General features: G+C 72.0%; 25 protein-coding genes. 18 read left to right on the top strand and 7 right to left on the bottom strand.

Going from position 1 to position 26,057, the window contains the following annotated elements; translation table 11 throughout:
- Nucleotides 1-24 precede the first annotated feature (24 nt).
- The 8 genes from glmU (at nucleotide 25) to cysN (ending at nucleotide 9,304) form a co-directional block, all read left to right on the top strand.
- Nucleotides 25-1,506, top strand: a complete 1,482-nt coding sequence (glmU, locus tag AB0H83_RS26780; RefSeq protein WP_360099057.1) for a bifunctional UDP-N-acetylglucosamine diphosphorylase/glucosamine-1-phosphate N-acetyltransferase GlmU — start codon at nucleotides 25-27, stop codon at nucleotides 1,504-1,506.
- A gap of 33 nt (nucleotides 1,507-1,539) precedes the next feature.
- Nucleotides 1,540-2,520, top strand: a complete 981-nt coding sequence (locus AB0H83_RS26775; protein WP_360099055.1) for a ribose-phosphate diphosphokinase — start codon at nucleotides 1,540-1,542, stop codon at nucleotides 2,518-2,520.
- Between the two features lie 328 nt (nucleotides 2,521-2,848).
- Nucleotides 2,849-3,472: a 50S ribosomal protein L25/general stress protein Ctc gene (locus AB0H83_RS26770; RefSeq protein WP_360099053.1), complete on the top strand. Its 624-nt coding sequence runs from the start codon at nucleotides 2,849-2,851 to the stop codon at nucleotides 3,470-3,472.
- A 61-nt stretch (nucleotides 3,473-3,533) separates the two neighbouring features.
- Nucleotides 3,534-4,124 carry an aminoacyl-tRNA hydrolase gene (gene pth / locus AB0H83_RS26765; RefSeq protein ID WP_360099087.1) on the top strand — a complete coding sequence of 197 codons (591 nt, stop codon included), beginning with the start codon at nucleotides 3,534-3,536 and terminating at the stop codon, nucleotides 4,122-4,124.
- A 133-nt stretch (nucleotides 4,125-4,257) separates the two neighbouring features.
- Nucleotides 4,258-6,246, top strand: a complete 1,989-nt coding sequence (locus AB0H83_RS26760) for a sugar transferase (RefSeq protein WP_360099051.1) — start codon at nucleotides 4,258-4,260, stop codon at nucleotides 6,244-6,246.
- Nucleotides 6,246-7,085: an inositol monophosphatase family protein gene (locus tag AB0H83_RS26755; protein WP_360099049.1), complete on the top strand. Its 840-nt coding sequence runs from the start codon at nucleotides 6,246-6,248 to the stop codon at nucleotides 7,083-7,085. The genes AB0H83_RS26760 and AB0H83_RS26755 overlap by 1 nt, the downstream gene beginning before the upstream one ends.
- A 19-nt stretch (nucleotides 7,086-7,104) precedes the next feature.
- Complete coding sequence (gene cysD, locus AB0H83_RS26750; RefSeq protein WP_360099047.1) at nucleotides 7,105-8,013, top strand: sulfate adenylyltransferase subunit CysD; 909 nt, start codon at nucleotides 7,105-7,107, stop codon at nucleotides 8,011-8,013.
- 1 nt (nucleotide 8,014) lies between these two features.
- Complete coding sequence (gene cysN, locus AB0H83_RS26745) at nucleotides 8,015-9,304, top strand: sulfate adenylyltransferase subunit CysN (protein WP_360099045.1); 1,290 nt, start codon at nucleotides 8,015-8,017, stop codon at nucleotides 9,302-9,304.
- A 6-nt stretch (nucleotides 9,305-9,310) separates the two neighbouring features.
- Here the strand turns inward: cysN and AB0H83_RS26740 are convergent, their stop codons facing one another.
- Nucleotides 9,311-10,105, bottom strand: coding sequence for a hemolysin family protein (locus AB0H83_RS26740; RefSeq protein ID WP_360099043.1), 795 nt, complete (start codon nucleotides 10,103-10,105; stop codon nucleotides 9,311-9,313).
- 84 nt (nucleotides 10,106-10,189) lie between these two features.
- Here AB0H83_RS26740 and galE point away from each other — a divergent pair, with 84 nt between their 5' ends.
- Complete coding sequence (galE, locus tag AB0H83_RS26735; RefSeq protein WP_360099041.1) at nucleotides 10,190-11,161, top strand: UDP-glucose 4-epimerase GalE; 972 nt, start codon at nucleotides 10,190-10,192, stop codon at nucleotides 11,159-11,161.
- Between the two features lies 1 nt (nucleotide 11,162).
- On the opposite strand, the gene AB0H83_RS26730 is transcribed toward galE, so the two are convergent.
- From AB0H83_RS26730 to AB0H83_RS26715, 4 genes are read right to left on the bottom strand one after another with little or no spacing between them, the layout of a single operon-like run.
- The gene (locus AB0H83_RS26730) at nucleotides 11,163-12,377 is read right to left on the bottom strand and encodes a sialidase family protein (RefSeq protein ID WP_360099039.1); all 1,215 of its coding nucleotides are present in this window, start codon (nucleotides 12,375-12,377) and stop codon (nucleotides 11,163-11,165) included.
- A complete protein-coding gene (locus tag AB0H83_RS26725) occupies nucleotides 12,370-12,882 on the bottom strand; it encodes a sigma-70 family RNA polymerase sigma factor (protein ID WP_360099037.1) in 513 nt (170 codons plus the stop codon). Before AB0H83_RS26725 ends, AB0H83_RS26730 begins: the two co-directional genes overlap by 8 nt.
- Nucleotides 12,883-12,937: 55 nt before the next feature.
- Nucleotides 12,938-14,206 (bottom strand): sialidase family protein, encoded by a 1,269-nt coding sequence (locus AB0H83_RS26720; protein WP_360099035.1) that lies wholly within the window; start codon nucleotides 14,204-14,206, stop codon nucleotides 12,938-12,940.
- On the bottom strand, nucleotides 14,196-14,777 hold the full coding sequence (locus AB0H83_RS26715; RefSeq protein ID WP_360099033.1) for a sigma-70 family RNA polymerase sigma factor: 582 nt from the start codon (nucleotides 14,775-14,777) through the stop codon (nucleotides 14,196-14,198). The genes AB0H83_RS26720 and AB0H83_RS26715 overlap by 11 nt, the downstream gene beginning before the upstream one ends.
- 75 nt (nucleotides 14,778-14,852) lie before the next feature.
- Between AB0H83_RS26715 and trpS the strand changes: the two genes are divergently transcribed.
- Genes trpS through AB0H83_RS26695 form a run of 4 tightly spaced genes read left to right on the top strand, consistent with a single transcriptional unit; the run spans nucleotide 14,853 to nucleotide 18,054 of the window.
- A complete protein-coding gene (gene trpS / locus AB0H83_RS26710; protein ID WP_360099031.1) occupies nucleotides 14,853-15,893 on the top strand; it encodes a tryptophan--tRNA ligase in 1,041 nt (346 codons plus the stop codon).
- Nucleotides 15,880-16,452 (top strand): 2'-5' RNA ligase family protein, encoded by a 573-nt coding sequence (locus tag AB0H83_RS26705; RefSeq protein WP_360099029.1) that lies wholly within the window; start codon nucleotides 15,880-15,882, stop codon nucleotides 16,450-16,452. Before trpS ends, AB0H83_RS26705 begins: the two co-directional genes overlap by 14 nt.
- Nucleotides 16,453-16,456: 4 nt before the next feature.
- Nucleotides 16,457-17,605 carry a YihY/virulence factor BrkB family protein gene (locus AB0H83_RS26700; protein WP_360099027.1) on the top strand — a complete coding sequence of 383 codons (1,149 nt, stop codon included), beginning with the start codon at nucleotides 16,457-16,459 and terminating at the stop codon, nucleotides 17,603-17,605.
- Between the two features lie 8 nt (nucleotides 17,606-17,613).
- A complete protein-coding gene (locus AB0H83_RS26695) occupies nucleotides 17,614-18,054 on the top strand; it encodes a hypothetical protein (protein WP_360099025.1) in 441 nt (146 codons plus the stop codon).
- Here the strand turns inward: AB0H83_RS26695 and AB0H83_RS26690 are convergent.
- Both AB0H83_RS26690 and AB0H83_RS26685 read right to left on the bottom strand, forming a co-directional pair.
- The gene (locus tag AB0H83_RS26690) at nucleotides 18,051-19,496 is read right to left on the bottom strand and encodes a glycoside hydrolase family 13 protein (protein WP_360099085.1); all 1,446 of its coding nucleotides are present in this window, start codon (nucleotides 19,494-19,496) and stop codon (nucleotides 18,051-18,053) included. The genes AB0H83_RS26695 and AB0H83_RS26690 overlap by 4 nt on opposite strands.
- Before the next feature lies 1 nt (nucleotide 19,497).
- Nucleotides 19,498-20,424, bottom strand: a complete 927-nt coding sequence (locus AB0H83_RS26685; RefSeq protein ID WP_360099023.1) for a MerR family transcriptional regulator — start codon at nucleotides 20,422-20,424, stop codon at nucleotides 19,498-19,500.
- A 57-nt stretch (nucleotides 20,425-20,481) separates the two neighbouring features.
- Here AB0H83_RS26685 and AB0H83_RS26680 point away from each other — a divergent pair, with 57 nt between their 5' ends.
- The 5 genes from AB0H83_RS26680 (at nucleotide 20,482) to AB0H83_RS26660 (ending at nucleotide 26,057) form a co-directional block, all read left to right on the top strand.
- Nucleotides 20,482-20,823, top strand: coding sequence for a hypothetical protein (locus AB0H83_RS26680; protein ID WP_360099021.1), 342 nt, complete (start codon nucleotides 20,482-20,484; stop codon nucleotides 20,821-20,823).
- A 193-nt stretch (nucleotides 20,824-21,016) separates the two neighbouring features.
- Nucleotides 21,017-22,075, top strand: a complete 1,059-nt coding sequence (locus AB0H83_RS26675) for a BMP family ABC transporter substrate-binding protein (RefSeq protein ID WP_360099019.1) — start codon at nucleotides 21,017-21,019, stop codon at nucleotides 22,073-22,075.
- A gap of 69 nt (nucleotides 22,076-22,144) precedes the next feature.
- Nucleotides 22,145-23,665, top strand: coding sequence for an ABC transporter ATP-binding protein (locus AB0H83_RS26670; protein ID WP_360099017.1), 1,521 nt, complete (start codon nucleotides 22,145-22,147; stop codon nucleotides 23,663-23,665).
- Entirely contained in the window at nucleotides 23,662-24,810 is a 1,149-nt protein-coding gene (locus tag AB0H83_RS26665; protein WP_360099015.1) for an ABC transporter permease, read from the top strand. The genes AB0H83_RS26670 and AB0H83_RS26665 overlap by 4 nt, the downstream gene beginning before the upstream one ends.
- Entirely contained in the window at nucleotides 24,807-26,057 is a 1,251-nt protein-coding gene (locus tag AB0H83_RS26660; RefSeq protein ID WP_360099013.1) for an ABC transporter permease, read from the top strand. The genes AB0H83_RS26665 and AB0H83_RS26660 overlap by 4 nt, the downstream gene beginning before the upstream one ends.

Below are 26,057 nucleotides of genomic sequence, written 5' to 3'. Positions count from 1 at the left end.
CCGACACCGTCGAGGAGCGCGCCCGTGCGAAACGTGATCATCCTGGCCGCCGGCGAGGGGAAGCGGATGAAGTCCGCCCTGCCGAAGGTGCTCCATCCGCTGCTCGGCAGGACCCTGGTGGGGCACGTGCTGGCCGCGGCGCAGGAGGCCGTCGGCGGCGCCGTCACGGTGGTCGTCGGTCACGGCGGTGAGCTGGTCCGGGCCCACCTGGAGCAGGTCGCTCCGGAGGCGGTGCCGGTCACGCAGATCGAGCAGCGCGGCACCGGGCACGCCGTGCGCATCGCGCTGGACGAGGCCCCGGGGCTGGCCGCGGGGCTCACCGGCACCGTGGTCGTGCTCAACGGCGACATCCCGCTGCTGCGCGCCGAGACCCTCAGCGCGCTGATCCACACGCACGAGAGCACCAAGGCGGCGGCCACCGTGCTGACCGCCGAGGTCGCCGACCCCACGGGCCTCGGCCGCATCGTGCGCAACCGGGGCGGCGAGTTCGCCGCCATCGTGGAGGAGCGCGACGCCACCCCCGCCCAGCGGGGCATCCGCGAGATCAACTCGGGCGCCTACGTGTTCGACGCCGAGCGGCTGCGCGAGATGCTCGGCAAGCTGTCCACCGACAACGACCAGGGCGAGGAGTACCTCACCGACGTCATCGGGCTGCTCGCCGAGGCCGGCGCGCCGATCGTCGCGCACCGGGCCCCGGACGCGACGGAGACCCTCGGCGCCAACGACCGCGCCGAGCTCGCCGGGCTGCGCGCCCTCATGCGGGACCGGATCAACGACGAGTGGATGCGCGACGGCGTCGCGATCATCGACCCGGCGACCACCTGGATCGACGTCACCGTCACCCTCGCGAGGGACGCGGTCGTCGAGCCCAACACGCACCTGCGCGGCGCGACCCGCATCGGCGAGGGCGCGGTGGTCGGCCCGGACACCACACTCGTCGACGTGGTCGTCGGCGACGGTGCCACGGTCATGCGCACCCACGCGCTGTCCTCGGAGATCGGGCCGCAGGCGTCGGTCGGGCCGTTCGCCTACCTGCGCCCCGGCACGAGCCTCGGGCGCAAGTCGAAGATCGGCACGTTCGTGGAGACCAAGGCCGCCACCGTCGGCGATGGCGCGAAAGTTCCGCACCTGTCCTACGTCGGCGACGCCGAGATCGGCGAGGGCACCAACATCGGCGCTGCGACCGTCTTCGTCAACTACGACGGGGTGCAGAAGCGCCGCTCCGTGATCGGCGCGCACGCGCGGACCGGCGCCGACAACATGATCGTCGCCCCGGTGCACGTCGGCGACGGTGCCTACACCGCCGCGGGCAGCGTGATCACCAAGGACGTGCCGCCGGGGGCGCTCGCCGTGTCCCGCGCGCCGCAGCGCAACATCGAGGGCTGGGTGGAGCGCAAGCGCCCAGGCACAGCCGCCGCGCAAGCCGCGCGCGATGCCCAGACACGTGAAGAAAACCACGTCACCCCCGCCTCGGTGGCAGACGTGGGGCCGCGCGACGAACAATGAGCCCAACCACGAGATCGGGAGCGGGCGACCCTAATGGCCAGCATCAGTTCGGAGAACCGCAAGAACCTCATGCTCTTCTCCGGCCGGGGGTTTCCCGCGCTCGCTGAGGAGATCGGGGCGGTGCTCGGCGTCGAGCCGACACCGATGGACGCCTACGACTTCGCCAGCGGCGAGATCTTCATCCGCTACCGGGAGTCGGTGCGCGGCTCGGACGCCTTCGTCGTGCAGTCGATGGTCGCGCCGATCAACGACTGGCTGATGGAGTGCCTGATCATGGTCGACGCGCTCAAGCGCGGCTCGGCCAAGCGGATCACGGTCGTCCTGCCGTTCTACCCGTACGCCCGGCAGGACAAGAAGCACCGCGGGCGCGAGCCGATCTCCGCCCGGCTCGTCGCCGACCTGCTCAAGACGGCAGGCGCCAACCGGATCCTCACCGTGGACCTGCACACCGCGCAGATCCAGGGCTTCTTCGACGGGCCGGTCGACCACCTGTTCGCGATGAACACCCTCGCCGACCACATCGAGGCCAAGTACGCCGGGCGCCCGATCACCGTCGTCGCGCCCGACTCGGGCCGGGTGCGGGTCGCCGAGCGCTGGACCGACCGCCTCGGCGGCTGCCCGCTGGCGTTCATCCACAAGACCCGGGACCCGTCCAAGCCCAACCAGATCGTCGCCAACCGGGTCGTCGGCGAGGTCGAGGGCCGGGTCTGCTTGATCGTCGACGACATGATCGACACGGGCGGCACGATCGTCGGCGCCGCCGGCATCCTCTTCAACGAGGGTGCCGCCGACGTCGTGGTCGCCGCGACCCACCCGGTGCTGTCCGACCCGGCCTGCGACCGGCTCGCCGCCAGCCGGATCAGCGAGATCGTGGTGACCAACACGCTGCCGCTGCCCAGCGACAAGAAGGTCGACAAGATCACCCAGCTCTCCATCGCCCCGCTGCTGGCCCGGGCGATCCGCGAGGTGTTCGACGACGGGTCGGTCACGACCCTTTTCGGCGGCCTGTCCTGATTTCCTGGCGGGCTCCGCGGCCCGTCCGGTTGACACGGGCGCGTGATCTGCACAACCGGACGGGTGCGATGTGAAGGCGCTCAGCGGTCTCGGGTAAGCTGGTCCGGTTGCCACGGCGAGGGTGCTCCAAGGGCCGGGCGTGCGTTCCGATGACGGTCGCGAAAGCGGTTCTCACCGGCTCGGCATGACGGCCATGAGGGCTCCGTGATCGACGCGGTGCTCCGGGCCTGTGCCCCGTGCGCCTCCTCGCCCGAGCGCCGCACCACGACAACTGTTACCGGTCGCGCCGGCCGGTGCCCGCCGCACAACCGCATCAGGAGTTTTTGCCGTGTCCGAGGTAAAGATCAGCGCTGAGCCCCGCACCGAGTTCGGCAAGGGTGGTGCCCGTCGCACGCGCCGGGCCGGCAAGGTGCCCGCCGTGCTGTACGGCCACGGCGAAGCGCCCCGCCACATCGCCCTGCCCGCCCGCGAGTTCGCCGCCGCCATCCGGCACGGCGGCAAGAACCAGATCTTCAACATCGAGATCACCGGTGGCGGCACCGCGCTCGCCCTGCCGAAGGCGATCCAGCGTGACCCGATCAAGGACACCTACGAGCACGTCGACCTGCTGGTCGTGCGCCGCGGCGAGAAGGTCACGGTCGAGATCCCGGTCCACCTGACCGGCGAGGCCGCCCGCGACACCCTGGTCATGGTGGAGAACACCACCCTGGCCGTGCTCGCCGACGCCACCAAGCTGCCCGAGTTCGTCGAGGTCTCCATCGCGGGCCTCGAGGCCGGCAGCCTCGTCACCGCCGGCGATGTGCAGATGCCCGCGGGTTCCGAGCTGGCCGCCGACCCCGAGACCGTCGTCGCCGTCGTCTCCGCCTCCCCGACCGCCGAGGCGCTCGAGGGCGAGACCGGCGAGGCCGCCCCGGCCGAGACCGAGGCGACCCCGGAGCCGGCCGACGCCTGAGTCGTTCGACACAAGGTCGCGGGCGCCCGAGGGCACCCGCGACCTTGCCGTATGAGGGGACCTGATGACGGACACCGCGCCCTGGCTGATCGTCGGGCTGGGCAACCCCGGCCCGGAGTACGCGCGCCACCGCCACAACGTCGGCTTCATGGTGGCCGACCTGATCGCGCAGCGGGCCGGGCTGCGTTTCTCCCGGCACCGGCGGGTCGCCGCCGACGTGGCCGAGGGGCGCCTGCGCATCGGTGGGCCCCGCATCGTGCTGGTCAAGCCGCTGACCTTCATGAACCTGTCCGGCGGCCCGGTCGCCGGGCTGGCCCAGTTCTACAAGGTGCCGGTCGGCCAGGTGATCGCCGTGCACGACGAGCTCGACGTGCCCTACGAGCAGCTGCGGCTCAAGCAGGGCGGTGGCGAGGGCGGCCACAACGGGCTGCGGTCAATGTCGTCGTCGCTGGGCAGCAAGGACTACGTGCGGGTCCGCTTCGGCATCGGCCGGCCGCCCGGGCGGCAGAACCCGGCCGACTTCGTGCTGTCGGACTTCACCGCGGTGGAGCGCAAGGAGCTCGACTTCTTCATCGACCGCGCCGCGGACGCCGTGGAGATGGTCGTCGAGCGCGGGCTCGAGCCGACGCAGAACCAGTACCACGCGTCCTGACGGCCAGTTGTCCATCGGCCGTACGGTCTGAACCCTGCATGCCGGTCCGTGTGTCGGCGTGACGCATGTCCGAGTTGCACGTTGTACTCCAAGTCGCACCTTTTGCAAAGAAGGCGGACTTGAGGAGGCGTGCGTGGCGGTCGACAGCGGGCGAACGCCGGACGGCTTCCACCGCCCGGCACACCTGCGCCCAGAGGACCGCCCCGGCGGCCTGCGCCGCGAGGAGCGGGCGGACGGGCCACGCCGCGAGGAGCGCGCCGGCCTGCGGTGGGAGGAGCGCCCGGGCGCCCGGCGGCGCGACGAACGCTCAGGCGGGCTGCGCCGTCCGGAACGGCAGAGCAACACCCTCCAGGCCAGCCAGCGACCCGTGACGGCCACGACGCAGGCCGCGCCGATGGCATCCGTCGCGCCGGTCGCGCCCGCCGAGAGCGTCCAGCGGGCCGAGACCGTCGAACGGCAGGTGGTGCGGCGGCGGCCCAGCCCGCTCGGCACGGTCAACCGCCGTCCCGGATCCCCCGCCGCCGCGGCCGCCCGGACTGCCGCCCCCGTGTCGCCCGCGCCCGGCCCGCCGGTCCCGCCCGCGCACGTCTCACCGCAGCTCGAAGCCGCCGTCGAGGACGCCGTCGGCCGGGCGGCCACGTTCGTGCCGGCCGCGAAACCCACCGAACCGCCGCACGCGAAACCCGCCGAGCCGCCGGCCGAACCCGCCAGGGCGCCCCGGCACCGGGCCCGCTGGGCGTGGGAGGGGCGCTACCTGCGGACCCTGCTGCTCATCGACACCCTGATCGGGGTGCTGGCCGGGCTCGTCGCGTTCGAGGCGCGCTTCGGCTCGGTGCTGACCCACTACAACAGCCGCTACGCGCTGCTGAGCGCCCTCCTGCCGGTCGCCTTCACCGCCACCCTCGCCGCCAACCGCGCCTACGAGAAGCGGTACCTGTTCGTCGGCACCGACGAGTACCAGCGGGTGCTGCGCGCCGGCCTGGGGCTGACCGCCGCGACCATCGTCGGCGCCTACGCCGCGGAGGTCTCGATCGCCCGCGGCTGGTTCATCGTCGCGCTGCCGCTGGTCACGTCCGGGTGCCTGGTGTCGCGGTTCGTGCTGCGGCAGCTGCTGCACCGGGCCCGCAAGACCCGCGGCGCGTGCATGCGCCGGGTCGTGGTCGTCGGGCACGAGCTGGCCGTCGAGGCGATGACCAGGCAGCTGTGCCGGGAGCGCTACCACGGCCTCAAGGTCGTCGGCGCCTGCCTCGCCGAGGAGGGCACCGTGCCCGGCGTGCCGGTGCTGGGCACGTTCGACGAGATCGCCGGCGCGGTCCGCCAGGCCAGGGCCGACACGGTGCTGGTGCTGTCCTGCCCGGAGCTGGACGGGCACGCGCTGCGCCGCCTCGCCTGGCGCCTGGAGCGCGACGACATCGACCTGATCGTGGCGAGCACCCTGATCGACGTGGCCGGCAGCCGCACCACCATCCGCCCGGTCGACGGCCTGCCGATGCTGCACGTCGAGCATCCCACGCTGACCGGCGCGCGGCGGGTGCTGAAGGCGGTCGTGGACCGGGTCGGCGCGCTCGTGCTGCTGGTCCTGCTGAGCCCTCTTCTGGCTGGTCTGGCGCTTGCGGTTCGCGCGGAGTCACAAGGGCCGGTACTGTTTCGTCAAGTACGTGTGGGCAAAGACGGTCGTGAGTTCGTGATCGTCAAGTTCCGCACCATGCACGTGGATGCCGAGGCCCGCCTCGCCGAGCTGCGGCACCTCAACGAAGTCGGCGGCGCGCTGTTCAAACTGCGCAACGACCCCCGGGTCACCCGCGTCGGGCGGCTTCTGCGCAAGTTTTCGCTCGACGAGCTGCCCCAGCTGCTCAATGTGCTCGGGGGCAGCATGTCACTGGTCGGGCCGCGCCCGCCGCTGCCGGAGGAGGTCGCCGTGTATCCGGACGACGCCCGCCGCAGGCTGGCCGTGCGGCCCGGGATGACCGGCCTCTGGCAGGTGTCCGGCCGGTCGGACCTATCGTGGGACGAAGCGGTCCGCCTCGACCTGCAGTATGTGGAGAACTGGTCGTTGTCGCTCGACCTGGTGATCATGCTGCGGACGTTGAGCGCGGTGACCCGAGGGGCTGGAGCGTACTGATGACCGATCTGCCACCCGCCACCGACGGCGGGTTCGCCCGCTGGCTGGCCCAGCGCGCCGGCGACCTGCTGCTCAAGCTGCGCGAGGAGATGGGCTACGCCGACCCGGCGGCCCTGCGCAAGGCCGGTGACCGGCTGTCGCACGAGCTGCTGGTCGCGCAGCTGGAGCGCTGGCGCCCGGCTGACGCGGTCCTGTCCGAGGAGGGCGCCGACAGCGCCACCCGGCTCAGCGCCGACCGCGTCTGGATCGTCGACCCGCTCGACGGCACCCGCGAGTTCGGCGAGGAGGGCCGCGCCGACTGGGCGGTCCACGTCGCTCTGTGGGGACGCACGTCCGCGCGGATCACCGAGTACGCCGGCGACGGCACCCCGCAGCCGCAGCGCGCAGTCGGCTGGGGCCGCCTGCTGGCCGGCGCCGTGGCCCTGCCGGCCCAGCACTGTGTGCTTGGCACCGACGCGCCGCCGCCGTTCCCGCCGATGCCCGGGGTGCAGGGCGAGCCGATCCGCCTGGCCGCCAGCCGCACCCGCCCGCCGGCCCTGCTCACGGCGCTCGCCGAGCGGCTGCCGATCGAGCTGGTGCCGATGGGCTCCGCCGGCGCGAAGATCGCCGCGGTGATCGACGGCGCCGTCGACGCCTACGTCCACGCCGGCGGCCAGTACGAGTGGGACTCCGCCGCACCGGTCGCTGTGGCGGTCGCCACGGGCCTGCACGCTTCCCGGATCGACGGGACTACGTTGGAATACAACCAGCCCGACCCACGGCTGCCTGACCTGGTGGTGTGTCGGAAGGCACTGGCGCCTCAGTTGCTGGCCGCGATCAGCGCGTCTGTCGCCCCCTAGGGAAAGGTATCCGCCAACCATGAGTCGCGCGCCCTACCGCGTGTCGCATCTGGACGCTCTCGAGGCCGAGAGCCTGTTCATCATGCGCGAGGTCGTCGCCGAGTTCGAGCGGCCCGTCCTGCTGTTCTCCGGCGGCAAGGACTCGATCGTCATGCTCCGTCTCGCGGAGAAGGCGTTCGCCCCCGGACGGATCCCGTTCCCGGTCATGCACGTCGACACGGGGCACAACTTCCCCGAGGTGCTCGCCTACCGTGACCGCCGCGTCAACGAGCTCAACGTGCAGCTCATCGTGGCCAGCGTCCAGGAGGCGATCGACAGCGGCCTGGTCCGCGAGTCCGGCGACGGCATGCGCAACCGGATCCAGACCCCGGTGCTGCTCGACGCGGTCGAGAAGTACCGCTTCGACGCGCTGTTCGGCGGCGCCCGCCGCGACGAGGAGAAGGCCCGCGCCAAGGAGCGCGTCTTCAGCTTCCGCGACGACTTCGGCCAGTGGGACCCGCGCAACCAGCGGCCCGAGCTGTGGGCGCTCTACAACGCCCGCATCGCGCCCGGCGAGTCGATCCGGGTCTTCCCGCTGTCCAACTGGACCGAGCTGGACGTCTGGCACTACATCGCCCGCGAGGGCATCGACCTGCCCGGCATCTACTACGCGCACGACCGCGAGGTCGTCGACCGCAACGGCATGCTCTACGCGATCAACGAGTTCCTGCCGCTGAAGGCGGGCGAGACGCCGTTCGTGGAGCGGGTGCGCTACCGCACCGTCGGCGACGCCTCGTGCACCGCCGCCGTCCGCAGCGACGCGGACACCATCGACAAGGTCATCGACGAGGTCGCCGCCACCCGGATCACCGAGCGTGGCGCGACCCGCGGCGACGACAAGGTCAGCGAGGCGGCCATGGAAGACCGCAAGCGTGAGGGGTACTTCTAAGATGACCGCCGTTGTTGAGACGCCCGCGCAGCGGCAGATGGACCTGCTGCGCTTCGCCACCGCCGGCTCCGTCGACGACGGCAAGTCGACGCTGATCGGGCGCCTGCTGTACGACTCGAAGGCGATCTTCACCGACCAGCTGGAGGCGGTCGAGGCGACCTCGCGCTCCCGCGGCGACGAGTACACCAACCTCGCGCTGCTCACCGACGGCCTGCGCGCCGAGCGGGAGCAGGGCATCACGATCGACGTGGCGTACCGCTACTTCGCCACCCCGCGGCGCAAGTTCATCATCGCCGACACGCCCGGGCACATCCAGTACACGCGCAACATGGTCACCGGCGCCTCCACCGCCGACCTGGCGCTGATCCTGGTCGACGCCCGCAAGGGCCTCGTCGAGCAGTCCCGGCGGCACGCCTTCCTGTGCTCGCTGCTGCGCGTGCCGCACCTGGTGCTCTGCGTCAACAAGATGGACCTGGTCGACTACTCGCAGGAGGTGTTCGAGCGGATCGCCGACGAGTTCACCTCGTTCGCCGCGAAGCTCGAGGCGCCCGACCTGACCGTCATCCCGATCTCGGCCCTGCACGGCGACAACCTGGTCACCCGGTCCGAGAACATGCCGTGGTACGAGGGCCCGTCGCTGCTGCACCACCTGGAGCACGTGCACATCGCCTCCGACCGCAACCTGGTCGACGTGCGCTTCCCGGTGCAGTACGTGATCCGCCCGCAGTCCACGACGGTCGCGGACTACCGCGGTTATGCCGGCCAGGTCGCCTCCGGCGTGCTGAAGCCCGGCGACGAGGTCATGGTGCTGCCCTCGGGCTTCACCACGAAGATCACGCACATCGAGACCGCCGACGGGCCGCTGCAGGAGGCCTACCCGCCGATGTCGGTGACGATCCGCCTCGCCGACGAGATCGACATCGCCCGCGGCGACCTGATCTGCCGGCCCCACAACGCGCCGGCCGTCGCCCAGGACATCGAGGCGATGATCTGCTGGATGGACGAGACCCGCCCGCTGACCGTCGGCGGCAAGTACTCGATCAAGCACACGACCCGCTCGGCCCGCACGGTGATCCGCGGCCTGCAGTACCGGCTGGACGTGAACACGCTGCACCGCGACGAGTCGGCGACCTCGCTGGCCCTCAACGAGATCGGCCGGGTCAAGCTGCGCACCACGGTGCCGCTGCTCGCCGACGAGTACCGGCGCAACCGCACCACCGGCGGCTTCATCATCATCGACGAGGCCACCAACCGCACCGTCGGTGCCGGCATGATCATCGAGGCCGGCTGACCCGCTTCACGGCTGGCGCGGGCGGATCACGGCGACCCGCGCCACCCGGCGGCCCTCGACGGTGCTGACGTGCAGGTGCCAGCCGTCGTGGCGCACCTCGTCGCCGGTGCGCGGCAGCCGGCCCAGGCGGGCCATGACGAAGCCGGCCACCGTCTCGTACGGGCCGCTCGGCAGCGCCAGGCCGGTCCGCTCCGCCAGGTCGGCGAGGTTGATCCGGCCGTCGACCTCGGCGGACTCGTCCGGCTCGGGCTCGGGTGCCGGCGGCGCGTCGTACTCGTCGTGGATCTCCCCGACGAGCTCCTCGATGAGGTCCTCCAGGGTGACGATGCCGGCGGTGCCGCCGTACTCGTCCATGACGACCGCCAGGTGGTGGCCCTCCCGGCGCATCTCCGACAGCGCCGCCAGGACGCGCTTGCTCGCCGGGAGCCGCTTCACCTCGCGGGTCAGCTCCCGCAGGCGCAGGCACGGGTCGACCGCGGGCAGCAGCGTCAGGTCGCGCACGTGGACGAAGCCGAGCACGTCGTCCTGGTCGCCGGCGATCACCGGAAACCGAGAGTGGCGGGTCGCCCGTACCTGCGCCACCGCCTCCGCGACCGTCAGCCCCGCGTCGAGGAACAGCACCTCCGTGCGGGGGACCATCACCTCGCGGACGTGGCCGGTGCCGGTGCCGCCGGCGATGAGTGTGCGCAGCTCGGCCTCGCTGACGTCCACGGACCCGTTGGTAGCGTGCAGGCGGTGCGCCCAGCGGCTCAGCAGACCGGCGACGGTCTGCCTGATGGCTCCGGGGCCAGGCTCCGGCATGCCGGAATTGTAGGCGGCGGGGACCGCGTCGTTCACCTCGGACGTGTAGATTTGTTGGTTCCTGATGGTTTTTGGAGGAGTGCCGTGAGACTGCTCGTCACCGGGGGCGCCGGCTACATCGGCAGCGTCGTCACCGCTCTGCTGCTCGACGCCGGTCACGACGTGACGGTGCTCGACGATCTCTCCACCGGTCACGAGTCGTCGGTGCCGCAGGGCGCCGTCTTCGTCCGCGGCCGGGTCCACGACGCGATCGGCGACGTCCTGACCCGCGACGCCGCGTTCGACGGGGTGCTGCACTTCGCCGCGTTCATCGCCGCCGGCGAGAGCGTGCAGAAGCCCGAGAAGTACTGGGAGAACAACACCGTCGGCACGCTGCTGCTCCTCGACGCGATGCGCGCCGCCGGCACCCGCCGGCTGGTCTTCTCCTCCACCGCCAACGTCTACGGCGACCCCGACGCCGTGCCGATCCCGGAGACCGCCGCCGTGCGGCCGCCGAACCCGTACGCGACCTCGAAGCTCGCCGCGGACCACGCCCTGACCGGCGAGGCGGTGGGCCACGGCATCTCCGCGGTCAGCCTGCGCTACTTCAACGTCGCCGGCGCCCTGCGCCGTCCCGACGGCTCCATGATCGGTGAGCGGCACGACCCGGAGACGCACCTGATCCCGATCGCCCTGCAGGTCGCGCTCGGCCGCCGGGAGAAGCTCCAGCTCTTCGGCGACGACTACGACACACCCGACGGCACCAACATCCGCGACTACATCCACGTCGGCGACCTCGGCGCCGCCCACCTGCTCGCGCTCGGCACCATGGACGGCCCCGGCCACCGCGTGTACAACCTCGGCAACGGCACCGGCTTCTCCAACCGCCAGGTTGTCGAGGTCGTCCGCGAGGTCACCGGCCACCCGGTCCCGGTCGAGATGGCGCAGCGCCGCCCCGGCGACCCCGCGCAGCTCGTCGCCGCCTCCGACAGGGCGAAGCGGGAGCTGTCCTGGACGCCGGAGCGCGCCGAGCTGGCGACCATGGTCCAGGACGCCTGGGACTTCATCCGCGGCTGACCTACTGGGCGTCGAGCTTCTGCCAGGTGGTGCCGTCGACGGAGTACGCGGTGTAGATCGTCGACATGCCGTAGGCGACCCAGCCCGTCTGGGTCCTGGCCAGGCGGTCGGTCGGGTGCAGGCCCGAGACCCGCTGCCAGGTGCCGCCGCGGTCGGTCGACACCAGCCAGTGCCCGGCGCCGTCGACGAGCAGGAGGCGGCCGTCCAGCAGCGGCACCACGTCACCGCCGACGGTGACGCCGGTGACGGGCTGGAGGCCGGTGAAGCCGGCGCCACCGTCGGCGGAGGTGGCGACGCCCAGCAGCGTGGCCGGGGTGGTGACCGGGTCGACGATCGCCACGTGCACGTCCCGGCCGAGGAACGACACCCTGGGCGTGCCGCCGCCCGGGAACGTCGTCGGGCTCCACGAGGCCCCGCCGTCGCGGGAGACCGCCACCGCCGGGTGGCCGTCGACGGTGCCGGCGACCCACCACGACCCGTCGCCGGCGCGGACCGGGGCGACCCAGCCGATCGTCAGCGGCGGCTGGGCGGGCGGCGCGACCAGGCTCGTCCCGTCGTGCAGCAGCGCCGCGAGCCGCCCGCCGAGCAGGACCAGGCGGGCGTCGCCGGGCAGGGCGGTGCCGGCCGGCGCGGGCGGGCCGTCGGCGGTGTCCCAGGCGACGCCGTCGGCGCTGCTGGCCCGGGCCAGACCCGGCCCGGTGCCAGACCCGGTGCTCTGCCCGACGAGCGTGATGCGGGAGCCGGTGACCACCAGGGACGGCTCCGCGCCGCGCGCCGGGGTGCCGAAGCCGCCCGGCGCGCGGGCCGTGCTCCAGGTCCGGCCGCCGTCTGTGGTCGCGCTGACCCAGGCGGTGCACGAGGCGGCGCACTCCAGCGTCAGCAGGTAGCCCCGGTCGGCGTCGAGGAACTCCACGTCCCGCACCGTGCCGGGCAGGTCGCGGGGCTGGCCGGGCAGGCCGTTGACGGTGATGCCGCCGCCGGTCCACACGCCGCCGGCCGGCGCGGACGCCGACGTGGCCACCTGCGGCGCCGGGGTGCCCCGGGGCACGAGCAGGCCCACCGAGAACGCGGCGAGCAGCGTCAGGGCGACCGCGCCGGCCAGGGTGGCGCGGCGCCGGCGGCGCAGGACGCGGGCCCGGGCCGTGATCGTGGCCAGGGGCGGCTGGGCGAAGTCGAGCCGCTGGGCGCGCAGCAAGGTCTCCAGCTCGTCAGGCATGGCGCACCTCCGTCGAGGGCGACGTCGCGGGGGAGTAGCCCGGGAGCCGCTCGGCGAGCGCGGCACGCCCCCGCGACAGCCGCGACTTGACGGTGCCGCCGGGGACGCCGAGCGCGGCGGAGATCTCCTCGACGCTGAGATCGGCGTAGTAGTGCAGCACGATGACCTCCCGGTACGTGCGGGGGATGGCGTCGAGGGCCTCGGTCAGGTCGGTGCGCTCCGGCGACGGCCCGGCCTCCACGTGCCGCTGGCCGGCGCGTTCCCGCAGCAGGATCAGGTCGAGCAGCTTCCGGCGGCGCCAGCGGCGGCGGACCACGTTGACCGCCACCGTGCGCAGCCACGCCTCGGGGTTGTCGATGCCGGCGAAGCCGCCGGGGCGCGCGGCGGCGCGGGCGAACGCCTCCTGGACCACGTCCTGGGCCTCGGTGAGGTCGGTCGTGAACGCGTAGAGCTGCGTCACCAGCCTGCGGTAGCAGGCGTGGTAGACCTCCTCGAGCTCGCTCACACCGCTCACGATCCCCGACCGGGCGAGCCGGTTCCAACCTTCTACGAAACGGTGCTCACTCGGGCAGCAGGGTGGCCGGCATGCCCCCGGTGTCCCAGCTGCGGCCGTCGGTGGACAGCCGGGGCGGGTCGCTGAGGGTGGCGAAGCCGTTGTCGACGGCGTGCAGCGGGCCGCCGGGCCCGGCGACGACGCCGAAGTGCTCCCCGTCGAGGCTCTCCAGGTAGATCGTCTCCGAGTCACCCCTGATCCACAGCTGCACGGACCGGTCGGGGCGGACCAGCGCACCGAAGGCGCGGCCGTTCAGGGCGCCGTCGTTGTCCAGCGGCGCCGGCAGCTCGATCTTCGTGGTCACCTCCTGCCAGCTCTCCCCGCCGTCGCGGGAGCGGAAGTGCCGGATGCCCTTGGCGTACCGGATGAAGGCGTGCGCCGTCGTGCCGTCCCGGGTGACCACGGTGGGCGCGTCGATGCCCGGCGGCGCGTCCAGCGCGCGGGCCAGCCAGCGCCGGCCCTGGTCCTTGCTGACCGCGACGGCCGGCGCGCCGGTGCGCAGGTCCGCGCCGGTGACCCACCAGCCGGCCGCGACCGGCAGCCCGCCCGCGACGGCGCGCCGGGCCATCGGCGGCTGGTCGACGAGCAGGCTCAGCGTGCCGTCGCTCTGCCGGACGCCGAAGAGGTCGCCGTACTCCACCAGCTGCACGACCCGGTCGGCGGCGCCGAGCGCCTCGCGGGTCTCCGGGCCGATGACCGGGGTGACGGCCGGGTCGTCGAGGCGGAACTTGACGCTCGTGCGGGAGCCGCCGCTGACCTCGCCGCTGAGCATGAACGTCTGCGGGGCGAGCCGGACCAGGTCGACGTGGTCCACCTGGTCGAGCGAGCTCTGCCGCAGCGCGTCGGACAGCAGCGGGGTGCCACGCGGCTCGCCCCGCAACACGACCACTTGCAGGTTGCACCGGCGGGCCTGCGGCACCTCGACGCAGACGTCGACCGCGGCGACCACGCCTTCGGGCAGGTCGCCGGCGGCGGCCCGGACCGTGCGGGTGGTCTCGAAGCTGCCGCCGGCCGGCGGCGAGACCGACGGCAGCGGGGTCCACGGCTCGCCGAGGTCGGGGTTGGGCCCGAGCGCGGAGGGCGACGGCCGGCCGAACACCCCGGCGAGCGCGACGGGCGCGAAGACGGCGAGCGTGCCGACGAGCGCGCCGACGACGGCCAGCCGGTCGCGCCGGCGCACCTGCCCGGCCCGGCGGGACAGCAGGCTGAAGTCCGGCATCCAGGTGGCCGACTCCACCTGCGCCCGGAGCGTGCGGAAGTCCAGGTCAGGGCGCATCTCGCACCTCCTGGACGTCGCGCTGCGACAGGGCGGCCGGCCGCCTGCGCAGCCCGGTGCCGTCGGCGTCGGGGTCGGCGTCGCTGAGCAGCGCGGCGAGCATGGCGCGGCCCCGCGACAAGCGGGCCTTCACCGTGCCGACCGGCACGCCCAGGGCGTCGGCGACCTCGTGCACCGACATGTCGGCGAGGTGGTGCAGCACGATCGTCTCGCGGGTGGCCTGTGACAGCTGCTGCAGGGCGGCGACGAGGGCGACCCGGTTGGGGTCGACGCCGGGGACGCTCTCCACCGGCCGGGCGACCCGGCCGCTGCGCACCAGTGTGTCGAACAGGCGCCGGCGCCGCCAGCGGGTCCGGGCCAGGTTCATCGCCACGGTGCGTAACCACGCCTCCGGGTCGGCGACGTCGAGGAACTGCCGGGGCCGCGCCAGGGCGCGCGCGTAGGCCTCCTGGACCAGGTCCTGGGCCTCGGCGTGGTCGCCGGTGAGCGCGTAGAGCGCGGCGACGAGCCGCCGGTAGTGCGCCTCGTACGCGTCACGGACGGCTTCGCGTGCCTCGAGCTCCTCGCCCACCCCGTCACCCCCTCACCGAACAAGACTGCTGTCACGTGCTCCCGGTTGCGCCACCGCTGTGGTGGTGCTGACAGAATGAACCGCATGTCGCCGTCCGTCAGCACCGCCCGTCCTCGGGTGCTCTCCGGGATTCAGCCCACCGCCGACTCGTTCCATCTGGGCAACTATCTCGGCGCGCTGCGCAACTGGGTGGCGATGCAGGACACGCACGACACGTTCTACTGCGTGGTCGACCTGCACGCGATCACCGCCGGCCACGACCCGGCGCTGCTGCGCCGGCGCACCCGGGTGAGCGCGGCGCAGCTGCTGGCGGTCGGGCTCGACCCCGAGCGGTGCACGCTGTTCGTGCAGAGCCACGTGCCGGAGCACGCGCAGCTCGGCTGGGTGATGGGCTGCATCACCGGCTTCGGCGAGGCCAGCCGGATGACGCAGTTCAAGGACAAGTCGAGCAAGCAGGGCGCGGAGCGCTCCAGCGTCGGGCTGTTCACCTACCCGATCCTGCAGGCGGCCGACATCCTGCTGTACCAGGCGGACGCGGTGCCCGTCGGCGAGGACCAGCGCCAGCACCTGGAGCTGACCCGCGACCTCGCCCAGCGGTTCAACACGACGTTCGGCGCGACGTTCACGGTGCCGGCGCCGTACATCATCAAGGACACCGCCAAGATCACCGACCTGCAGGAGCCGACGGCGAAGATGTCGAAGTCGGCGTCGACCGCGACCGGCCTGGTGGAGCTGCTCGAGGACCCGGCGCGGGCCGCGAAGAAGATCAAGTCGGCGGTCACCGACACCGGCCGCGAGATCATCTTCGACCAGGCCGCCAAGCCGGGCATCTCCAACCTGCTCACGATCTACTCGGCGCTGACCGGGCGCAGCATCGAGGACCTCGTCGCGGCGTACGACGGCAAGGGCTACGGCGACCTCAAGAAGGACCTCGCCGAGGTCGTGGTGGAGTTCCTGCGCCCGATCCAGCAGCGCACCAACACTTACCTGGAGGACCCGGCGCAGCTGGACAAGCTGCTCGCGATCGGTGCCGAGAAGGCCCGCACGGTCGCGGCCGCCACCCTGGCCACGGTCTACGACCGGATCGGGTTCCTCGCACCGGGTGCTACGCACTGACGTGGCCGGGGCGTTGCGGACCACCATCGGCGTCGCGATCGACCTCCCGGACCCCTGGGGCAGCGAGCTCACCGCCGCCCGCCTCGCCGCGGGCGACCCGGCCGCCGCGCACGTGCCCGCGCACGTGACCCTGCTCGGCCCGACCGACGTCGCCGCAGCCGACCTGCCCGCGATCGACCGGCACCTGGCCGGGGTCGCGGGGCGGCACGCGCCGTTCACGGTGCGGTTGCGCGGGACCGGCACGTTCCGCCCGCTGACCCAGGTGGTCTTCGTGGCGGTCGCGGCCGGCATCGGCGAGTGCGAGCAGCTGCACCGGGCGGTGCTGGACGCCGCCGAGATCCAGGCGACGGTGCCGTACCCGTACCACCCGCACGTGACGGTCGCGCACAACGTGGCCCCGGAGCGGCTGGACGCCGCGTTCACCGACCTCGCCGGGTACGAGGCCGCGTTCCCCGTCGACGGGTTCGCCCTCTTCGAGCACGACGAGAGCGGTCGATGGCGGCCGTACGCGCAGTACCGGCTGTCACCGCGCCGCTCCGCGGTCGATCAGCGACGATAGAACGGTGAGCCTGCTGGACCGGCTGGAAGCCGGTTTCGACCGCGTGGTGGCCGCCGGCCGCCGCCGCTCCCGCGCGTTCGACCACTTCTGGCGGGCGCAGGAGCGCTACTTCGACGTCGACGCGGCAAGGCTCGCCGCTGCGACCGCCTACTACGGCTTCTTCGCCGTCTTCGCGATGGTGGTCGTGGCGTTCTTCATCCTCGGCCGGGTGCTCGGCGGCAACGCGGCCGTCGTCGACCGGGTCCAGGGCTACCTGGCGGTCAACCTGCCGCAGCTGCACTCCGACCAGATCTTCGCCGGCAGCCAGCAGATCGGGCTCATCGCGCTGGTCGGCCTGATCATCGCCGGCGTCGGCTGGGTGGAGAACCTGCGCTCCTCGCAGCGCGCGCTGTGGCACCTGCAGGAGCACCCGGGCAACGCGGTGGTGCGCTGGCTGGTGGACCTCGCCGTGCTGGTGGCGCTGGGGATGCTGCTGATCGTGTCGATCGGCATCTTCGCCGGCGTGCAGGAGCTGCTGTACTGGCTGGCCGGCGACTTCGAGCAGGACCCGGTGCGGGTGGCGCTGCGGGGCGCCTCGACGCTGCTGTCCGGCGTCGTGGACCTGGTCCTGGGCATGGCGCTGCTGGCCGGCGTGCCGCGGCTGCGCATGTCGATGCGCCGCCTGCTGCCCTCCGCGCTGCTGTTCGCGGTCGGGCTCGGCCTGCTCAAGACGCTCGGCAAGCTCTACATCACCCGGATCGAGGACAACCCGGCCTACCAGCTGGTGGCCGGCACGATCGGGCTGCTGCTCTACATGTACCTGCTGCACCAGCTGCTGCTGTTCGCCGCCGCGCTCGCGGCCACCGCCACGCACGGCCGGGCCAAGGACCTCGCCGGCGGCCAGCCGCGCAGCGACGTGCGGGCGGCGGTGCGGGCGGCCCAGCTGGTCGAGGAGGCCGCGGAGACCGCCGAGCGGGCGGCGGCCACGGTGCGCGCCGAGCACCCCGCCGATGCTGTGGAAGGGCACCTCGCCGGCGCTGTGGAAGGGCGCTCCGCCGGACCGCGGCAGGACCGGCCGGCGGCCCCGGACGCGGTGGCGGTGGCCGCCGACATGGCGCGGCGGATCGTCCCGTCCGGCGGTTCGGCGCCGGTGGAGCCGCGCGACCCGTCATGATGGGCGCCGTGGGTGCACTTGTGACTTTGGACCTGCCGGCCGACGCGCCGGCGCTGACCCTGCCGTGGATCATCACCTTCGGCCCGTTGAACGAGGACGAGGAGTGGGAGCCCGTCGTGTGCGGGCCCTACGAGCGGGCGCACGCGCTCGCCCTCGCCGAGGCCGTGGTGGCCGACGAGGAGCTGATGGCGGTGGTCGAGCCGCTGCAGCCGCACGTCACCGCCGAGCAGATCCTCGGTGACATCGCCGCCTCCCGCCTGGCGGCCGAGAACGAAGACCTGGAGACGGCGGCGCTCGACGAGGAGCTCGCCGGCTACGACGACGACCATCACGGTCATGGCCACGACCATGACCACGACCATGACGACCCCGACCACACGCACGAGCCCCCGTCGATCGAGGAGATCCGCGCCGGCTTCGCCCGCATCGCGGCCAAGCTGACGGCCTAGCTTTCCTCGATCGTCCACCAGGCGGTCGTGTCCGGTGGCAGCTCGCCGGCCATCCCGTCGCTGCTCAGCAGCGGGATGGCCGGCCACTCCAGGGATACCGGCAGGGGCGCTGGCGCCGCGCTCAGGTTCGCCGCGACCCGCAACGTCTCCGTCTCGAACAGCAGCACCCCCGCGGGTGCGTCGAGCCAGCGCAGCGACGTGGCCGGCCGGCGCAGCCGCAGCGCGGACCGGTAGAGCCGCAGCATCGAGCCCGGGTCCTTGCGCTGCGCCTCGACCGTCAGCGCGGCCCAGTCCGCCGGCTGCGGCAGCCAGGCGCCGCCCGGCCCGAAGCCGAACGGCGGCGCGTCGCCCGACCAGGGCAGCGGCACCCGGCAGCCGTCCCGGCCCGGCTCGGCGCCGCCGGAGCGGATCCACTGCGGGTCGGTGCGCACCTCGTCCGGCAGGTCCAGGACCTCCGGCAGGCCGAGCTCCTCGCCCTGGTACAGGTAGGCGCTGCCGGGCAGGCCAAGCATCAGCAGGGCCGCCGCCCGGGCCCGCCGGACGCTGCCGAAGCGGGTCACGTGCCGGCGCCGGTCGTGGTTGGACAGCACCCAGGTCGGTGGCGCGCCGACCGCCGCCGCGGCGGCAAGGGACGCGTCGATGACCCGGCGCAGGACCACCGGGTCCCAGGGCGCCTCCAGGAAGTCGAAGTTGAACGCCTGGTGCAGCTGGCCCACCGACACATAGCGCGCGACGCGGTCCGGGGCGGTGTCGAACACCTCGGCGACGGCCATCCGGTCTCCCGGGTAGGAGTCGAGGATCTTGCGCCAGCCGCGGTGGATCTCGTGGACGTCCTCGTGGTCGAAGAGCTCCACGCCGGCCAGGTCCTTGATCATGCCGTGCGCGACGTCGACCCGGAAGCCGTCGACGCCCCGGTCCAGCCAGAAGCGCAGGATGCCGTCGAACTCCGCCCTGACGTCCGAGTTCTCCCAGTTCAGGTCGGGTTGCTCGGGGGCGAACAGGTGCAGGTACCACTGCCCGTCGGCGACCTGCGTCCAGGCGGGACCGCCGAAGAGCGACCGCCACTCGTTCGGGGTGTCGCGGAAGATGTACCGGTCGCGCAGGCCCTGCACGAACCACGGGTGCTGCGAGGACGTGTGGTTGGGCACGATGTCGACGATGACCCGCAGCCCGAGCCGGTGCGCCTCGGCGAGCAGCGCGTCGAAGTCGGCGAGGGTGCCGAAGACGGGGTCGACGTCGCGGTGGTCACTGACGTCGTAGCCGCCGTCGACCATGGGGGAGCGGTAGAACGGCGAGAGCCACAGCGCGTCGACCCCGAGGTCGGCGAGGTGCCCGAGGCGCGCGGTGATGCCGGGCAGGTCGCCGACACCGTCGCCGCCGGCGTCGGCGAAGCTGCGCGGGTAGACCTGGTAGATGACCGCGTGCCGCCACCATTCCACCAGGTCACGCTAACGGTCCGCGGCCCGCGCGGAGGGCGTTCAGGAACCACATCCACCGGTGCATCGTGGCCGGGATCGGCGGCCATCCGTTGATCACGGCCATGAGTTGCCAGTACCGCTCGGCGCGCGGGTCGACGGCGAGGGTGAGCTGGTCGATGAGCGCCTCCCGGTCGCGCTCCGTGAGCCCCCACCGCCGCAGCACGGTGGCGACCACGGCGTCGGCCTGCGGGCTGCCGGGTGTCACGCCCGCGTCCATGTGCTCGCCGACGTGGCCGGTGAACCAGGAGATCTCCGGCGTGTCTGTGGGCACCAGGCGGCGTTCGGACGGGGCGAAGCTGCGCTTGCCCATCTCCCGCAGCCGGGCCCGGAAATCCTGTTCGCGGAGCATTTCGGCGAGCTCGATCCAGGCGTCGACCTGGGCGTCGGTGGGGTCGTCGGGCAGGTCCGGGGAGACGCTGCGCATCCGCTGGGTGAACTGTGCGGCCTCCGGTGAGTCCGCGATCTCGGTGAAGATGCTGTCGAAGAACTCCTCGACGATCCGGCGCCGCTCGTCGGTGCCCGCCTGGGCGATGCGGGCCATGCGGTCCAGCTCGGCGGGGGCCGGGTCGCCCTGAGCCGAATGCAGCGCCACCGCGCGCAACGCCGCCCGGCGCAGCCGCAGCACCCGGATCTGCACGCCGATCGCCTCGGCGTGCGCCGCGGCCACGGAGCCGAGGTCCTCGCCGCGGTCCAGGACCCGCTTGATGGTCGCGATGTCCAGCCCCAGCTCCCGCAGGGTCCGTACGAACTCCAGCCTGACCAGCGAGGCGTGGTCGTAGCGGCGGTAGTTGGCGCGGGAGCGCTCGGCCTCCGGGACCAGGCCGACGTCGGAGTAGTACCGGATGGTCTTGACCGGCAGGCCGGACAATCGGGACAGCTCGCCGATGTTCATGTCGCCATCGTGGACCCTCCAGCAACGGGAGAGTCAACGAGGCGTTACCTTGCGCGGGTGGAACCTTTGCGGCTCATCCTCCTGTACGCCCACCTGATCGGGTTCGCGCTGCTGCTGGGTGGCGCGGTCGCCCAGTACCTCACTGGGAAGCTGCGCATCAACGCGGCGATGCTGTGGGGCGCGACCATCCAGGTGGTGACCGGCATCGCGCTGTCCGCGCCGCTGCGCGACGGCGACGAACCGCCGGCCGCCAAGCTCGTCGTCAAGGCGGTCATCGGCCTGGCCATCTTCGCCATGGCCTTCTTCTCGCGCAAGCGTGAGGAAGTCAACCGTGGGCATTTCCTGGCTTTGGTGGGGCTAACGCTCGTTAACGCCGCCGTTGCCGTCTTTTGGAAGTAAACCGGGTGTTACAAGATCCTTCTCGCTAGGCTGGTAGGACCGTCCGCACGTCACGGCCCTATAACGCACTCCTCCCAACCCGGCAGCAAACAGCGGAACTGTCGGTCGGAGGGCGTACGCTCCCGCCGTTGGGTTACACCGCGTTGGGGCGGTGCTTTGGTGAAGGGAGACCGTCTTGCGCCGAGTGCGTGGGATGAAGGTTCTCGCGGCCGCCGCGGTGGCGATTGTCGCGTTGGGCAGCATGGCCGCTTGCGGCGATGACAAGGGCGACGAGCCGGGCAGCACGAGCAGTGCCGGCACGAAGAAGAACGTCAAGGTCGGCCTCGCGTTCGACATCGGCGGCCGTGGCGACAAGTCGTTCAACGACTCCGCCGCCGCTGGTCTCGACCGGGTCAAGACCGACCTCAACCTCGAGGTCAAGGACCTGGCTGCCGTCGCCGGCGAGAGCGAGAACGACAAGTACGCACGGCTGAAGCTGCTCTGCACGACGGGTTACAACCCGGTCATCGCGGTCGGCTTCGTCTACGACGGCGCGGACGCCAAGAACGGCCCGCTCGCCCGTGCGGCGAAGGACTGCCCGCAGACCAAGTTCGCCATCGTCGACGGCGGCACCACCGCCGACAACGTGGCCGACCTCGTGTTCGCCGAGGAGCAGGGTTCCTTCCTGGTCGGTGCGGCCGCGGCGCTGAAGTCCAAGACCGGCACGGTCGGCTTCATCGGTGGCTGCCAGGTCGACCTGATCAAGAAGTTCGAGGCGGGCTTCGCCGCTGGCGCCAAGGCGGCCAAGGCCGACATCAAGGTGCTGACCAACTACCTGTCGACCCCGGCTGAGGCCTGCAAGGGCTTTAACGACCCCGCCGGTGGCAAGACCGCGGCGACCGGTATGTACGACCAGAAGGCCGACATCATCTACGCGGCGGCCGGCGGCTCCGGCACCGGCGTCTTCGAGGCCGCCAAGGCCAAGAACGCCCTCGCGATCGGCGTCGACTCCGACCAGTACAACACCGTGACTGACGCCTCGCTCAAGACGGTCATCATGACGTCGATGCTCAAGCGGGTCGACAACGCGGTGTTCAACTTCGTCAAGGACTTCTCCGAGGACAAGTTCAAGGCCGGTCCGATCGTCTTCGACCTCAAGGCCGACGGCGTGGGCTACGCCACCTCCGGTGGTCAGGTCGACGACATCAAGACCAAGCTCGACGAGTTCAAGGCGGACATCGTCTCCGGCAAGATCACGGTGCCGACCAAGTAATCGCTAGCTGGACGTGAGGCGGGGGACTGTGATCCGGTCCCCCGCCATCACTTGTTGAAGGAGCATCTCGTGACCGCGGACCCACTCGCCGTCGAGCTGAAGGGGATCACCAAACGGTTCCCCGGCGTCGTGGCGAACTCGGACGTCAACCTCACCGTCCGTAAGGGCACCATCCACGCGATCGTCGGCGAGAACGGGGCCGGCAAGTCGACGCTGATGAAGATCCTCTACGGGATGCAGCCGCCGGACGAGGGCGAGATTCTCATCGAGGGCGCCCCGGTGAGGTTCTCCTCCCCCCAGGGCGCGATCAAGGTCGGCATCGGCATGGTCCACCAGCACTTCATGCTCGCCGACAACTTCACGGTCATGGAGAACGTGGTCCTCGGCGCCGAGAAGCTGCACGGCATCGGCGCCCGGGCCCGGGCCAAGATCGAGGAGATCTCCACGCGGTACGGGCTGGATGTCGAGCCCGACACGCTCGTCGAGGACCTCGGCGTCGGCGACCGCCAGCGGGTCGAGATCCTCAAGGTGCTCTACCGGGGCGCCCGCATCCTCATCCTCGACGAGCCGACCGCGGTGCTGGTCCCGCAGGAGGTCGACGAACTGTTCGGCAACCTGCGCGAGCTCATCCGCGAGGGCCTGACCGTGCTGTTCATCTCGCACAAGCTCGACGAGGTCCGCGCCGTCGCCGACGACATCACCGTCATCCGGCGCGGCACGACCGTCGCCTCCGTCAAGCCCGACCAGGTCACCGCCCGCCAGCTGGCGACCCTCATGGTCGGCAGCGAGCTGCCCAGCCCCGAGGCGCGCGAGTCGACCGTCACCGACGTGCCGGTCCTGGTCGTGCGGGGCCTCACGGTCCGGGGCGCCGACGGGCGCCCGATCGTGGCGGACGCCTCGTTCACCATCCACAAGGGCGAGGTCGTCGGGATCGCCGGCGTCGAGGGCAACGGCCAGGCCGAGCTCGCCGAGGCGGTCATGGGCATGCGCGCCTCGACCGGCACCGTCGAGCTCGACGGCGTCGAGATCGACGGGTGGGACACCCGCCGGCGCCGCGAGGCGGGGCTCGGCTACATCCCGGAGGACCGGCACCGGCAGGGCCTGCTGCTCGACGCGCCGCTGTGGGAGAACCGCATCCTCGGCCACCAGACCGAGCCGCCCAACGCCCGCGGCTTCCTGATCAACGTCGGCGGCGCCCGCCGCGACACCACCCGCATCGTCGCCGAGTACGACGTGCGCACCCCCGGCATCGACGTCGCCGCGGTCGCGCTGTCCGGCGGCAACCAGCAGAAACTCATCGTCGGCCGGGAGATGAGCCACCAGCCGAAGGTGCTCATCGCCGCCCACCCCACCCGCGGGGTGGACGTCGGTGCCCAGGCCGCGATCTGGGACCACATCCGCAACGCGCGCATCGCCGGCATGGGCGTGCTGCTCATCTCCGCCGACCTCGACGAGCTGATCGGCCTGTCCGACTCGCTGAAGGTGATCTACGGTGGTCGGCTGGTGGCCGACGCCGACCCGTCGACCGTCACCCCCGAGCAGCTCGGTGTCGCCATGACCGGCGCCACAGGTGAGGAGATCGCTTCATGACCACGGCCGCCGTCGGCGCGCGGCGCATCGATGTCGGGAAGCTGCTGCCGCAGCTGATCGCACCGGTCGTCGCGCTCGTCATCGCCGCCGCGATCTCGTCGATCGCCCTGCTGATCAGCGACAAGGACCCGCTTGTCGCGTTCCAGCACATGTACGAGTTCGGCACCCAGCCCGACCAGATGGTCGAGATCCTCAACAAGGCCAGCGAGCTGTACATCGCCGCCGTCGCGGTGGCGATCGGCTTCAAGATGGGCCTGTTCAACATCGGCGTCGAGGGCCAGTCGAAGGTCGGCGCGTTCTTCGCCGGCGCCCTGGCCAGCGCGTCGTTCATGGACTGGATGCCGGGTGGCCTGCGCATCGTGCTCATCGTCGTGGTGGCGATGATCGTCGGCGCGGCCTGGGCCTCCATCGCGGCGCTGCTCAAGACCCAGCGCGGCGTCAGCGAGGTCATCTCCACGCTGATGCTCAACGCGATCGGCGGCCTGGTGGTCACCTGGCTGCTCAACGACCACTGGGGCGTGACCGAGCCCGGCGCGCAGATCAAGACCACCGGCATCCTGCCGGAGAGCTCCTGGATGCCCGGCCTGCCGATCATCTCCGGCACCGACCAGAAGGTGCTCGGCTTCTTCGCGATCGCGGTGGTCCTCGGCGCCGCGTACTGGTTCGTGATCAACCGGACCCGCTTCGGCTTCGACCTGCGGGCCACCGGCCACAACCCCTTCGCGGCGGTCGCCAGCGGCGTCAACGCCAAGCGCATGGTGATCACCGCGATGCTGATCTCCGGCGCGGTTGCCGGCCTGGTCAACCTGCCCCGCATGCTGGGGGAGAGCCACACCTACACGGAGGGCTTCGGCGGCATCGGCTTCACCGGTATCGCCGTGGCGCTGCTCGGCCGCAACCACCCGATCGGCATGGCCCTGGGCGCGATCCTGTGGGGCTTCCTGGCGAGCTCACAGATCATCCTCGACCTCGACGGGATCCCCAAGGAAATCATCCTGATCATGCAGGGCGTCACCGTCCTGTCGGTCGTCATCGCCTACGAGCTCGCCGCCCGCATCGGCCGGCGGGCGCAACAACGGCGGGTGGGCGTGGCCACCGCCACGGCCGCGCCGGTCCCCGCGGCGGTAGTGGAGGAGTCGAAGTGAGCACCGACACGATGCTCTCGGAGGCGGCGCAGCCCGCGGTCAAACCCCGCAGCCGGCGCATGTCCACCGGCACGATCCTGCTGATCATCGCCGGCGCGCTGGTCGGGCTGTCCCTGGTGCACCAGCTGGCCAACGCCCCCGACGTCACCTCGCAGGGCGCGATCCAGGCGGCGCTGCAGGCGGCGGTCCCGCTGGGCCTCGCCGGTCTCGGCGGCCTCTGGGCGGAGCGGGCCGGCGTGGTCAACATCGGCCTCGAGGGCCAGATGATCCTCGGCACCTGGTTCGGCGCGTGGGGCAGCCTGGAGTTCGGACCGTGGATCGGGCTGCTCATCGGCATCCTCGGCGGCGCCGTCGGCGGCCTCGTCCACGCGGTCGCCACGGTCACGTTCGGCGTCGACCACATCATCTCCGGCGTCGCGATGACCATCCTGGCGCCCGGCGTCGTGCGCTACCTGTCCTACATCACTTGGGGCAGCGCCGGCGCGACCCAGTCCCCGCAGGTCGTGGACCAGGTGCCGCGCATCTCCGTGCCCGGCATCAACGGTCTCAAGGGCCTCGAGGAGCACCAGTGGTTCCTGGTGAGCGACGTCGCCGGGATCCTGCGCGGCCTGCTGCACGAGGTGTCGCTGGTGACGATCCTCGCCGTGCTGCTCATCCCGCTCACCGCGTGGCTGCTGTGGAAGACCGCCTTCGGCCTGCGCGTCCGGTCCGTCGGCGAGGACCCGCACGCGGCGGAGAGCCTCGGGCTCAACGTGTACCGCTACAAGTACTACGGCGTGGTGATCTCCGGCGCGATGGCCGGGCTCGGCGGCGTCTACCTGTCCACGGTCACCTCCGCGATCTACCGCGAGGGGCAGACCGGCGGGCGCGGGTACATCGGCCTCGCCGCGATGATCTTCGGCAACTGGCGGCCGGGCGGGCTGGCCGTCGGAGCCTCCCTGTTCGGCTACACCGACGCGCTCCAGCTGCGGCGCGGCAGCGAGTCCGTGCACGCCCTGCTCATCCTCGTCGGCGCGCTGCTGCTGGCCCTCGCGGTCTGGGAGTTCATCCGGCGCAACCGCCTGGTGGCGATCGCTTCGGCGGTCCTCGGCGTCCTGTCCTACGTATTGTTCTTCTCTGTGGACAAGATCCCGACGGCGATGGTGCAGGCAGCGCCCTACATCACGGTGCTGGTCGTGCTGGCGCTCGCGGCGCAGCGGCTCAGACCGCCCGCCGCGGACGGCAAGCCGTACCGGCGTGGAGGCTGA

The sequence above is a fragment of the Dactylosporangium sp. NPDC050688 genome, from assembly GCF_040654515.1.
GTDB lineage: Bacteria > Actinomycetota > Actinomycetes > Mycobacteriales > Micromonosporaceae > Dactylosporangium.
The sequence above is the reverse complement of the archived record's forward strand: the minus strand, read 5'-3'. Positions and strand labels throughout refer to the sequence as shown.

Excerpts from the sequence above, each read along its gene's own strand:
- AB0H83_RS26730 (WP_360099039.1), bottom strand. The coding sequence starts at position 12,377 with ATGCCTGACGAGCTGGAGACCTTGCTGCGCGCCCAGCGGCTCGACTTC.
- AB0H83_RS26775 (WP_360099055.1), top strand. The coding sequence starts at position 1,540 with ATGGCCAGCATCAGTTCGGAGAACCGCAAGAACCTCATGCTCTTCTCC.
- AB0H83_RS26685 (WP_360099023.1), bottom strand. The coding sequence starts at position 20,424 with ATGAACATCGGCGAGCTGTCCCGATTGTCCGGCCTGCCGGTCAAGACC.
- AB0H83_RS26665 (WP_360099015.1), top strand. The coding sequence starts at position 23,662 with ATGACCACGGCCGCCGTCGGCGCGCGGCGCATCGATGTCGGGAAGCTG.
- AB0H83_RS26675 (WP_360099019.1), top strand. The coding sequence starts at position 21,017 with ATGAAGGTTCTCGCGGCCGCCGCGGTGGCGATTGTCGCGTTGGGCAGC.
- AB0H83_RS26755 (WP_360099049.1), top strand. The coding sequence starts at position 6,246 with ATGACCGATCTGCCACCCGCCACCGACGGCGGGTTCGCCCGCTGGCTG.
- trpS (WP_360099031.1), top strand. The coding sequence starts at position 14,853 with ATGAACCGCATGTCGCCGTCCGTCAGCACCGCCCGTCCTCGGGTGCTC.
- AB0H83_RS26720 (WP_360099035.1), bottom strand. The coding sequence starts at position 14,206 with ATGCGCCCTGACCTGGACTTCCGCACGCTCCGGGCGCAGGTGGAGTCG.
- cysN (WP_360099045.1), top strand. The coding sequence starts at position 8,015 with ATGACCGCCGTTGTTGAGACGCCCGCGCAGCGGCAGATGGACCTGCTG.
- cysD (WP_360099047.1), top strand. The coding sequence starts at position 7,105 with ATGAGTCGCGCGCCCTACCGCGTGTCGCATCTGGACGCTCTCGAGGCC.
- AB0H83_RS26740 (WP_360099043.1), bottom strand. The coding sequence starts at position 10,105 with ATGCCGGAGCCTGGCCCCGGAGCCATCAGGCAGACCGTCGCCGGTCTG.